Here is an 11852-nt window from a genome sequence, read left to right on the forward strand (position 1 = left end):
AACGTCACCTCCGCCTATCAGTTACGCCCTCAAGGGAAACACGGTGATGTTCTTCAACGTGCCCGATGCTGATGGGCCGGTGACGATGGACTACCGCGATGCCTTGAAGGTTCACGATATGGGGATGCTTCAACCCGTCGCCATCAACATCACTCACCACAAACACTTCGCTACGGAGGTAGCAACATGGTTTTATCACAAGCGGATTTTGATCGGATTCAAAATGCTGACCCTTCGCCCATCCTCGCCAACGAAGACCCGTCGTTCCTCGACTACGTTCGTGATGCAGGACGGGGCGTCGTCCACGGGGGACTTGGCTTCGCTGAGTCGGCTGTGAATCTCGCCGGTGACGTGGCTAACCTAGGGATCGACGCTTACGACTACGCCACTGGCTCCGATGCGTCGGAGTTCGGCGAGGTGGACTTCAACGATTCGTGGAAGCCTAAGACGTTTGTCGGCGACCTCACATCGGGAATCACACAGTTCGCCATAGGGTTCGGTGCAACTGGTGCAGCATTCAAAGCTGTCGGGCTGGCTGGTAAGCTCGCAAAGGCCGGGACTGTCGTGAAGGGATTGACCCACCCCCACCGACATCACACGGGCAACGACACGGCCCTTGTTTAGTCAAAGTGACGCAACTTGTGACGCAACCGCTGGGGTTGACGCAACAGGCACAAGTGGTAAAGCTATGCCATAGAACAGTTAGCACCCGTAGCTCAGTTGGATAGAGCAGGGCTTTCCTAAAGCTCAGGTCGCAGGTTCGAATCCCGCCGGGTGCATTGTTTAAGCGTTGTGTTCGCAGCGGTTAGCGGAATGGGCAAATCAAGAAAAAATCGCCTTGGGCGCATCCAGGCGCGTATAGGGCGCGAATGGGCGCGTCAGTATTGGTTGTGAACCGCGCCATCTGCACTCTGTGGTCAATGCCGTTCGTTTCGCAGTGACACGCCTCTACGATCTCCGAGATTCTTGATTTCGCTCGCCCCGTCTTACGAACCCGAGCCGTCGGGATTCCAACTTGAAAACTCAGTTCCAAGGAGTTCGAGCAGTTGTGACTCCGAGATCCCAGCGACGTCATAAGTCTTTTGCAATTGACGCAATCTGACAGGCAGTCGATTCCGTAGATCGCCCGGCTTGGCATTTTGCTTTTTGTTGAAGAGTCCCCTCTTGGGTTTGCCTGTCTCCCTGTCAATGTAGAGACGATCGACCACTGCACGCACAGGCTTCAACCGCATCAGATAGAGCTTGCTGATCGTCTGCTCGATCGTTTCGCCGTGGACATCGAGCGGATGATCGAGGTAAAGACGATTGTGATCAGGCATGGCCCTGAGAATCTGATAGGGCGTCCTTAGCAGGTGTCGATAGCTTCGGCGGTAGTCATTCGCATCAAGGATGTAGTGCGGATCAGCCTTTGGCTTTTTCTTTCCATTGACCACTGGACAAACATCCTCAAAATAGAACACCATGTTCCAGCGGCTAATGGCGCAAATAGCGTAAGTTTAAGTCGTAATAGATGGCCTTGAATTTCACCGAAATACGCCCAGATGCGCCCATTCGCACCCTCTACGCGCCTCGTCTGCCAGTATAGGGTATAAGTGTTCGCATTATGCGGCATTCTGAAATCTGACTGCCGCTTTTTTGAAATTGGAGATACAGCTGCGCGATCTGGGATTTGCTTGGCCTGTCGCGAGCATTCGTACGTGGTGATAGTTTGTGGCACCACTTTCTTGTTCATGGAGAACGGTGGTTAGCTGGGAACTCCAAGCTGTAACATCCTCCGCTTGTGTCGCACCTGTGCCCGGCGGCCTAACGCGACACGCCCGAGTGGGGTGTCCGCGTGGCGGACTTCTCCAAGCTTAGGCGCGTGAGTTCGCGGCCATCTTTGGAGGAAAGCAAGCGGATGTTGAGCTTTGTGGCGTCGACGATGGCGAGGCCGACGGTTCCTTCGCTCATGGCCGGGCCGCCGCCGATGACGACGGGCCAGGGCGGCGTGAGGGTGATCGTCTCCTCTTGTTTGTCGAGCGTGGGTATTTTGAACGTGTAGGGTTTGTCTTTGGCGAGCTGCTTCCAGGAGTGATCGTGGCCCGCGAGTTCCAGGTCCATTTTCGCTTCTCGCAGCGCGGGGTCCCAATCGCGCAGCGACGATGGGGAGTACCAGCGAATGTTGTTGTAGAGCGGAATGTGGGTGACAATCACGCGCCAAGGGGCGTCGCCGTAAGCGTGCTCCCGGACGAGGTTCTGGAGCCAGGCCGCCTGGGTTTTGCGATATGCCTGCCAGAGCTTGGGCTTTCGGTAGTTGTCGTCGGGCGTGATGTCGTCGTCGTCTTCGCCGGTGTCCAGGGCGACGAACCAGATGGGTCCGGCATGGAGCGTAAAGTTCCATCGTTGATCCGCCAGTTCTTTCGTGGGATCGAGATTGGGCAAGTCAAAGAGGTAGCCCATGTAGTTCTTGAAGCTGCCGCGTGTTTCGTGGTTGCCTCGGACGAAGACGAGCGGTTTTTCCGAGGCGTTGAGCAGTTCGATGTAATCCTTGAGCGAACGAAAAACCTTGTCCGCATCCTGCCACTGGGACGGGTCGGTCCACATGTCGCCCAGCAAAAGCGAAAAATCGTAATCCTCGGGCTTCACGTGACTCATCAAGGCCTCGAGCGTCTCGCGATGGTTATGCACATCATTGAACATCGCGAAGCGCACGGGATCTTTTGCGTCGGGCAACGGCGTGAAGCGGTACGTGTCGGTGACGACTTCGGGCTTGCCGGCGAACTGATAGGCGACGTGGTATTGATAGCGCGTCCTGGGCTTGAGGCCATCGAGCCTGACTTTCCAGATGGTCCATGGCGAATGCGGAATCACGGCGGCAACGGCAGGCGCCTCCTGCATCTGATTGCCCTCGGCCTCGCCCCAGACCACACGAACATGAGCGGCGTTCTGAGTGTAGAAGCAGATCGTCATACCCGTCTGCGTGGGGTTCTGCAGACACGGCAATAACACCGCAGGCAGCGGCGGCGGCGCCGGCTTCTCCTGCGATGAGGCGTCCTCCGCGCCGCGCGCGATGGAGACGAACACCGCGACCCACAACACAGCGAACCAACCAGAGAGCTTTTTCATATGGAATCTATCCTTTGCCAAAATCAGCCGCCTATTCAAGGCCAAGGCGAAGTCGCCCCCACGATGCCGCGCATCGCTCGCATCATTCATTCGCCGCGAACGCCTCCCAAAAATCTGCCGCGGACGCTTTATGTTTTTCAATCCTCAGTGTATGATATAGCGTTAAATTAAACTATAGGCATTTTCCATTGCGATAGCCAGACCGACGCGTCGTCGTTTTGATGGAACCTGATCGTGATGATGACGTCCGCTCGCATGCACGGCGGCGGCCCGGTCCCATGAGGCGAGCGGGCAACCAGCGTTACGAATGTTTCTCGAATCAACATCGGTTTTCAGAAAGCTGACAACGACAATGGCTTCCTCCTCCTCGCGTCCCCGATTGGCGGACATCGCCCGAGCGGCCAAGGTGTCGCCGATGGCGGTGGCCGCGGTGCTGACCGGGGCCGGGGGCGGACGCGTGCGCGTGGCGAAGGAGACCGCCAAGCGGGTGCGCGACATTGCGCGGAAGATGAACTTCCGACCCAACATCGCGGCGCAGCAACTCTCCGGTCGACCGAGCCGGATCATCGGCGTGGTCGGTCACGACTGGTTCGAATCCATGCCGGTCCGCGTATTGTCCTGGCTCAACAAAGTCGCCGATGAGCACGGGTATCGCGTGATCAGCTCGCAGACCAATGGGCGGGGCGAATCGCTGCGTGATTATGTTGAAGAATGCAGCGCCCGCGGGATCGACGGGGTGATCTACATGGCCCACGCCGACGACGCGATATGGAACGTGGCGAAGCGGGCCTTTGCTCCGGCGTCCCGTGTGGTATCGCTGATGGGCGATCCGGGCATTCGGCGCGCCCACCGCGTTCTGAGCGATTATGCCGGCGGAATCGAGCAGGCGGTCGAACACCTGCATCGAACGGGTAGGCGGCGGATCGTGCAGGTGCTCGAGGACATGGAGCTTCAGGTCAACTGCCTGCGGCGTGACGGCATGCAGCGCGCGTTCGACAAACTTGGATTGACCTTCAACGCCAAGTCGATCTGCGTCGAAACCAAGGGCTGGCCGCCGGGCTCGCCGCGCTTCGATGATCTGGTTGAGAAGTTGGTCATGCGGCGCAGAGCCGACGCCGTGATCGCCGACAGCGACAGCGGCGCGGCGTCCTTCATCAGCGCGCTGCGACGGCGCGGCATCCGACCCGGACAGGACGTCGCGGTCGTCGGATGGGGACATGACGTGTGGGGCGTGTTTTCCGACCCAACACTGACCACGATCCACCTGGGTCTCGATCAGCTCGCCGGCCACGCCGTCCGACTCATCGTCGATCAGATCGACAAGCCCGACCGTGAGATGTCCGCCCAACGACTCGTGATCCCTCAAACGCTGATCGTCCGCGAATCGGCGTAGACCGCAAAGGAAACCAAGTGATGAGACGTATTTTCATCGGACTCATGGCAATGGCGATCGCGTGGGCGATGGGACCAGAAGCACGCCTCGTTCAGGCGGCGCCGACCGACCGGGCTGCGACTTCTGATCTCGGTGTCGCGTTTCCCGGTCCACCACCCGGCGCGGCTCAATGCCGGACGAGCGGCGATGTGCTGACGCTCCAGAACGCCGTGCTCGCCGCATCATGGCGAGTCAGCGGCGTGGCGTTGACGCCGCTGACATGGGTCAACAAGCTCACGCAGGCGTCATTCGATCAGACGGGGGCGCGGCTGTTCAGTGTGGCGACGCAGCCGCAGGAAGCCGGTCCGTCGGGCGCGGCGTATGTGGCGATTCAACTCGATGCGGACGAGGTGTTTGTGCTGGCGTCGCAGGACGGCCTGACATGGACGCAGATCACCTCGTTTCCGCGGGCCGACTACCCCGGCGAGCCGCGGCTCGTTCGCATCGGCAAAATGGACGTACTGGCCATGCCGGTCAATCACCGCGGCGGACTGGGCGACAGCGGCGAATCCACCATCAGCGAGCTGGCCGTCGCGCCCGAGGTCGGCGCGTTGCCGCGCGATCCGTTTGTGATCAGCGCCCGGGCCCATGAGGCGAAGATCAAGGAGTATCCGTTTCCCGCCGGCGCCCGGATGATTTCCTGCCGCATCGACAAGGGCACGGATCAGGGACAAACGTGGGGACCGGCCCTGGCGCTGATCTGGGAGGATGGCAAGCGATTCGTACTCATCGGCCGCCGCGACAAGGCGACGTCATTCAACGTCGAAACCGCGAAGGGGCAGAAGATTCACGGCGCCAAGCTCAGCGGCTATCTCGCCGATGATGCGTCCCCCGCGAAGTTTCGGCTCACCGCCCCGCCGGTGGTGAGTCGGATTGAGCCCGCACCCGACGGGGGGCGGATCGCTGACCGCATCGGCGGGATGGCCATCGAGGCGACATTCACCAGCGATCGCGGCATCGACGCCCATTGGCGCGCCGAGCTGCGCGACGGCTCCAACTACATCCGTCAGATCGTCACATTCTCGACGACGAAGCCGAGCGTTCCGCTCACCGGCGTCGAGCTGTGCGATGTGCGCGTGCCGGACGGATATACCGTGGGCCGGTGCCCCGGCTGCCCTGTCGCCGCGGCGCACAACAGTCTGTTCTTCGGCGTCGAAATGCCCGGCGCGCAGAATGCCGTCAATCCCATCCGGACGCGCATCGGCTTCACGTGTAGTCTGACACTCACGTCCGAGCAGTCGTACACTTTCGGCCAGGTCGCCGGCGTCGCGCCGGAGGGTCAACTTCGCCGCGCCTTCCTGTGTTACATCGAACGCGAGCGGGCGCGACCGACCAGCCCGTTCCTGCACTACAATTCGTGGTACGACATGGGCTCCTCCCCCAACGAGGAAAAGCTCCTCGACGTCGTGCAGCAGTACAACAAGGAACTGGTCGAAGGGCGCGGCGTGCCGGTCATGTCATACCTCATCGACGACGGCTGGGACGATGCGAGCAAGGGCTTCTGGATTGAAAACAAGCGGGCATTTCCCGGCGGTTTTCAAAGCGTCAGCCGGAAGATGGCCGAATCCGGCGCCCGCATGGGCATCTGGATCTCGCCGTTGGGCGGGTACAACGGGCGCAAGGAGCGCACCGAATGGGCCCGCAAGATGGGGCTGATCCCATCCGACAGCGCGCTGGACCTCGCTCAGCCGGGCTACCGCAAATGGTTCGAGGAGCGATGCATTGAGTTGATGCGCCAAGACGGCGTGAACATCTTCAAATGGGACAAGGCCGGTGACGGCGTGAGTCCGCATTTTATGGCGCTATTGGGCGTGGCGCAGGCGCTGCGGAAAGTGAATCCGGAACTTTTCATCAACGTCACGGTCGGCACGTGGCCCTCGCCGTTCTGGCTTAATCATATCGACTGCACGTGGCGCAATGACAGCTCGGACGTCGGCTGGTGGGTCGGCAAGGGCGATATCCGCGAGCGATGGCTCACCTATCGTGACGGTTACTGTCATCAGTTGTTTGTCGAGAAGTCACCGCTGTATCCGCTCAACTCGGTGATGCATCACGGGATCGTTCTGGGACGGCATCTTCAGGGCGCGAGCGTCGCCGAGGCCGGGCCGCACCTCAAGCATGACGCCCGCGCGTTTTTCGCCAACGGCACGTCGCTTCAGGAGCTGTATCTGACGCCGTCGATGATGACACCCGAAGCATGGGACCATGTCGCCGAGGCGGCCAAATGGGCGCACGCCAATGCGGATGTGCTGCGTGATGCGCACTGGTTCGGCGGCGATCCGCTGAGGGTGGAGGCGTACGGCTACGCCGCATGGTCGCCGCGCAAGGGCACACTGATGATCCGCAATCCCGATGATCAGCCGCAGTCGATCACACTCGACGCGGCGACAGTCTTCGAGCTTCCCGCAGGAGCCGGTCGGCACTACACGCTCACCTCGCCCTATGCGGATCAGCGTGTGCAGACGCTCAAGCTCGACGCCGGCGTGAAGCAGACCCTGACGCTCGAACCGTTCGAGGTTCTCGTCTTCGACGCAATGCCTCAATGACCAAATAATAAAAGCCGATCGTTACGCAACGCCATAGGCGGCGAAGTTCTTGATGATCGGTTCGGCGACGGACGCGCTGACGGTCAGGCGGACGGCGGCGGCTTCGACGGGGTCGAAACGGACGATGCGTTTGTGACCGATCGACTGGGCGTCGAACAGTTGCGTCCATTGATCGGCGCCGGTGTGGACTTCGACGGTGTACTTGCGGACGCGCTCGCCTCGGGCGATGTCCTCCTGCAGGACGATCTGGTCGATGGTGCGCGGGGCGTCGAATCGAAGGGTGACATTGTTGCCGGAGCCGGAGGTTTGGCCGGCGGGATTGGAGAAGCGATTGCGGAGCGCCTTGCCGAATTCCTCCATGCGGGCGACGTCGGCCGCGGGCACGAGGCCGGTCGGATCGATGACGAGGCCGAGGAGGAAATTACAGTTTCGTCCGACGGAGGTGTCGTACATTCGCATGAGTTGATCGACGGAGACCAGGTTATTCTCGTGACCGCCGGTCCAGAGCCAATCGTGCACGCCGCGGCCTCGCAGAACGGTGTCGGCCATGCCCGGTGACCAGTACGTGCCATCGGGGTCGCCGCCAGCGAGATACTTTCGCCAGCCGTTGCTGCCATGTCCGACCGGGCCGCAGTCGAACCCGGGCATCGTCGCCCAGCAGGGATCGCCCGCTACGGCGTCTTCGTTGCCGATCCAGCGGTGATCTGCCCGCTGCTGACTGGCGTAGAAGACGCTGTCGGGCTGATGTTTCTCGAAGATCGGCAACACATCCGCGCCGTCCTGCTTCGGGGTCATCGTCGCGGAGTCGAACCAGATCTGAATCAGCTTGCCGTAGCGCGAGCAAAGCTCGGTCACCTGCTGCTCGGCGATGCGGTTGTACGCCGCCTGCTCGGGCGTGCTTTTGCCTTTGCCCCATTTGACGAAATGACGCCAGACGGTCTGGTACGCATTGTTGTTGGTCGACATGTAAATGCCGGGCAGGATGTCGGCCTTATGGCAGGACTCGACGAAGTCGCCGACGATGTCGCCTTTGCCGTTTCGCCACGCGGCCTGTTTGAGCCCGTAGGGATACGCATCGGATTGCCATTGCATGAAGCCGTTGAAGTGCGTGGCGGTGAAGACGGCGTACTTCGCGCCGGCGGCTTTGGCGGCGGCGACCCATTGATCGGTGTCGAGTTGCGCGGGGTTGTAAAGTTGCGGGTCGTAGGTCTTTTTCGTGAGGTTATTCGTCGGCACGGGATGCGCGGCGACGATGGGCATGTCCAGGTGACAGATCACGCCGAATTCGCAGTCCTGCCAGCGAAGCTGCGCGGGCGTGGGGACGGGCCGTTTCGCCGGCAGCGGCGCCGCGGCGCGAACGGCGGATCGGATCGCGGTCGAAGCGAGCAACGGCAGCGCCGCAGCGGCGGAGGCAACGTGAAGCATCTGACGGCGCGTCGGTTGAAACATCAAAGTCTCCAATATGGGGGGAGTAAATGAACGGGGTGAGGCGAAGGCTTCGTACGGGGAGCGGCGGGAGGGATTCGTCGATTAGTAATAAGCGGGGGATGACCCGCCGCGATTGACCCAGCCATCGGTATAGGAGGCGGGGTTATACATCTGATCGGTCTTGATCTGCGAGGCGTCTTTCCATCGGGCTGAGCCGTCGCCGAACGCCTGGACAAGGCCGCTGATCGAGGGCGGAGCGCGGTCATAGACGCAGCCCAGAGATTGACCATACTGAGTGACGACGGGCGGGTAGCTGAACGACCAACCGTTCAGCCCGTGGTTGTATCGAAAGTACTGCACGCCGTTGGTGTCCGGAAACAACGCATCACTGACAAGCAGACGATCGGCCCCGCCCGGAGTTGTCAGACAAATCTGACGATCCGCATCGTTGCGAGCTTCACCGGATTTCCAGCGATCGACCCCGGCGTAATAGCCATAGCAGAGCTGCGTGAATTTCGCGGTGGAGGCCCATGTCTGCCAGTGCGTCTGAGCGAACCACGCATAGAAGTCCGCATCGACGCCGGGGCACAGAAACACGCCGCGGGCCTGATGCGTTGTCAGATCAAAGCCATTGAGATACGGCTGAATCCGGTACACGTTCCAATCGCCGGCGGTTGTGTTCGTGTCCGTGCCGATGAGGACGGGGTCGCGCCCGCTGGTGTAAAACGACGTCTCCTTGGAGATCATCAGATGCGCGGCATTGTCGGCGGCGTAGCTCAGGGCGCCGACGGCGATCTGACGCTGGTTGGAAGTGCAGACGACAATGCGGGTGGCGTCACGCGCCAAGCGCATCGAAGGCACCAGGATCGCCACGAGCAGCGTAATGATCGTGACGACGACAAGCAGTTCGATGAGCGTGAACGCGCGCGATCTTCGAGGGTCCAAAACAGATTGTTCACGACGTTGCGTTCGCATCGGTTCTCGAATCGTAAATCGAAGATCGGCCATCAACGATCACCGGCGCCGCACTGCCAGCAGCGACAGCAGCGCGAGTCCGGCGGGCATCGCGGCCGGAAGCGGGATGCTCACGGGGGCGGCGGTGATGCTCATGGCGTTAAAGTTGGCGGCGATGTTGGCGGGAGAGGATTCAATCGCCCCGGCTTCTTTGAAGGTGAACGCGATCGTGCCGCTCGCATCGGCGACGATGGAGAGGTTCAGCAGCGTTCCGTCATTTTTCAGTGTGCCGCCGGAGCCCGTGCCGGTGATGACGGCGATCGCGCCGTCGTCACCGCTGCTGACTCGGCCGCCGACCAGTGAGAGGCTGTAGTTCGCATTCGGCGTCAGACCGGTGAATGTAATCGTCGCCGTCGCGGTGATTCGGTTGGCGAAGATGCCGTCCGTCGTCGCGTTGGTCACGTTGAACGGGGCGGGCCGCCCGGTCAAACCCGCGCCGGAGCCGCTGAAACCCATGGCGCTCGTACCGACGATTCCAACGCTCACATTCCACGAGGTAGCGACACCCGTCGAGGAGAGCAGGTTGTTCTGCGTCACCCCGCTGGTGCCGGTCCCGATCGAATTCCAGTAGTTGCCGTTCGCGTCGGGATTGCTCACGGCCGCGGCGGAACTCCAGTCAATGAACACCGTGGCGGCCCGACTTGTCGCGGCGGTCAGTGAGATCGCCAGCATGGCGATGACGCATGATGTCTTGAAATCTTTCACGATTTACTCCTTCGAATGGGGGCATGAATCAGGACTGACGACGAATCTCCGTTGGGCTGCGACCCGGTGAAGGGCTTCACCGCGGCGCCACAGGTGAGAACATTTATCCAGCTCCACCGGACGGATTCCACCGCTCGGATGAGTTTTCGATGAAGGCGGGTGACGCACATAGAGCGTGACCAAAGGGTCGCTCCAAAGTCGGTTTGAACGCCGCCGCCGGTCGTGTGCGGCGTCATTGGGGCGGCTCCTTCGAAATCTCGTCGCGGTACAGACGCAAATCGTCGACATAAGCCGGCGCGGGCGTCGGATCGCGCGGATCGACAATCATCACCACCACCGCCTGCACCCGGTCCGCAATCGGCGGCGCGATCGCGGCCACGCTCAACGTTTGATATGCCCCGTTCGGCGAGGTCGGCGTCAGCGCCTGGCTCATGGTCGAATGCAGATGATGCTGCGGTCCTTCGTAATAGTTCAGCCGCAGGATAACCTGCTGACGGGCGTGCAGGGGATTGTTCGCGTCCGTACGGACATGACCGGTGAATCGCAGGCGTTCACCCGGCTTGATGCCGGTCACCCACTGATAAACATTGACAAAACCCTGCGACTGCGACTCCTTCGGCAGCAAGCGCACGCAGCGGGAACCCCACAGCGGTTCGTCGTACCAGAGCGTCGCCCTGTTCCCATCGCTCACCCAACCCTCCGCTTCGCCCAGTGCGAGCCGCTCGAAATCGCCGTCGATCAGCAGATTCTCCGGCTGCGACACGTTCACCATGCCATCGATCAGTTGCAAAGACTGACCGGCATGCAGCGTCATGGGCGGCTGCCCCGGAGTATCCGATGCGGGCTGACGGAACTCGACCGCGCCTTCGTCGATGTTGAGCTTCACATTGCCGCTCGCGCCCGTCAGCACGTTAAACCGTGTGCCGAGGTCGACGACTTGGTATCCGCCGGGCAGTTCGAGCGTGAACCCATGCGCCCGCTGCGGCACATACGCCTGCATTGACCCCGACGCCAGCCGCCCTCGATTGGGCCCGGTCATCTCGAATCGACACGGACCCGAAAAATCGACCACCGCTGTGGATTCGAACATGATCTGCGCCTGGCCAGATCGCAGAAAAAGCTCGCCGGATGGCAGAGCGTCGCCGAGCTGCCTCTCCCCTCCGGCAAATGCCGCGTCTTTGGAAAAGTCCGTCAGCGTTGCCACGCCCGGCGTCGTTCCCGCGACCGGCACACCGCCGATCGGTCTGCCCGACCCCGTGCTCCACCAAAGTCCCGCCGCGAGCAACAATGTCGCCGCAATCACCGTCGCCACTGCGACGTGCCGCCCCGCCGCGCGATGATGGAGGGTTTGCACATTCATGACGTACTTCGACTTCTCCGCTGTCCAGCGATGCGACCAAGTCAGCGCCGCATGCACCTGAACCATCCGCTGATAAATCGCCAACTGCCGACCGTCCGCCAGAATCGCGAGCGCCATGCGATCGGTCATGTCCTAAACTTGCTGTAAATTGAGAAGGGGTGGACCCTATCGGTTGGACCAACAACCCACAAGGAGCCACCCCATGAGTCAGAGAGTACCACCGAGCGTGCGAACGGGCCAGAAGATTCGGGATTTGATCGCC

Annotated in this window: 9 protein-coding genes and 1 tRNA gene; 4 read left to right on the plus strand and 6 right to left on the minus strand. The window is 61.2% G+C overall.

Annotated elements, in window-relative coordinates; genetic code table 11:
* Positions 1-186 precede the first annotated feature (186 nt).
* Together GC162_12645 and GC162_12650 are read left to right on the plus strand one after the other, a co-directional pair.
* Positions 187-624 carry a hypothetical protein gene (locus GC162_12645; GenBank protein ID MBI1369488.1) on the plus strand — a complete coding sequence of 146 codons (438 nt, stop codon included), beginning with the start codon at positions 187-189 and terminating at the stop codon, positions 622-624.
* Positions 625-705: 81 nt separating this feature from the next.
* Positions 706-779 (plus strand) — tRNA-Arg (locus GC162_12650).
* A 207-nt stretch (positions 780-986) separates the two neighbouring features.
* Here GC162_12650 and GC162_12655 read toward each other — a convergent pair.
* A complete protein-coding gene (locus GC162_12655) occupies positions 987-1463 on the minus strand; it encodes a hypothetical protein (GenBank protein MBI1369489.1) in 477 nt (158 codons plus the stop codon).
* Between the two features lie 340 nt (positions 1464-1803).
* Entirely contained in the window at positions 1804-3195 is a 1392-nt protein-coding gene (locus GC162_12660; protein ID MBI1369490.1) for a hypothetical protein, read from the minus strand.
* Positions 3196-3412: 217 nt separating this feature from the next.
* On the opposite strand from GC162_12660, the gene GC162_12665 reads away from it, so the two are divergent.
* Together GC162_12665 and GC162_12670 are read left to right on the plus strand one after the other, a co-directional pair.
* Positions 3413-4498, plus strand: a complete 1086-nt coding sequence (locus GC162_12665; protein MBI1369491.1) for a LacI family DNA-binding transcriptional regulator — start codon at positions 3413-3415, stop codon at positions 4496-4498.
* A 20-nt stretch (positions 4499-4518) separates the two neighbouring features.
* A complete protein-coding gene (locus GC162_12670) occupies positions 4519-7083 on the plus strand; it encodes a hypothetical protein (protein MBI1369492.1) in 2565 nt (854 codons plus the stop codon).
* A 21-nt stretch (positions 7084-7104) separates the two neighbouring features.
* Here the strand turns inward: GC162_12670 and GC162_12675 are convergent, their stop codons facing one another.
* From GC162_12675 to GC162_12690, 4 genes are all read right to left on the minus strand, one after another.
* Positions 7105-8532 (minus strand): glycoside hydrolase family 29, encoded by a 1428-nt coding sequence (locus tag GC162_12675; GenBank protein ID MBI1369493.1) that lies wholly within the window; start codon positions 8530-8532, stop codon positions 7105-7107.
* Between the two features lie 81 nt (positions 8533-8613).
* A complete protein-coding gene (locus GC162_12680; protein MBI1369494.1) occupies positions 8614-9519 on the minus strand; it encodes a prepilin-type N-terminal cleavage/methylation domain-containing protein in 906 nt (301 codons plus the stop codon).
* Between the two features lie 6 nt (positions 9520-9525).
* The gene (locus tag GC162_12685) at positions 9526-10230 is read right to left on the minus strand and encodes a hypothetical protein (GenBank protein MBI1369495.1); all 705 of its coding nucleotides are present in this window, start codon (positions 10228-10230) and stop codon (positions 9526-9528) included.
* 232 nt (positions 10231-10462) lie between these two features.
* A complete protein-coding gene (locus GC162_12690) occupies positions 10463-11719 on the minus strand; it encodes a hypothetical protein (GenBank protein ID MBI1369496.1) in 1257 nt (418 codons plus the stop codon).
* Positions 11720-11852 lie beyond the last annotated feature (133 nt).

This window comes from Planctomycetota bacterium, assembly GCA_016125255.1.
GTDB lineage: Bacteria > Planctomycetota > Phycisphaerae > Phycisphaerales > Zrk34 > RI-421.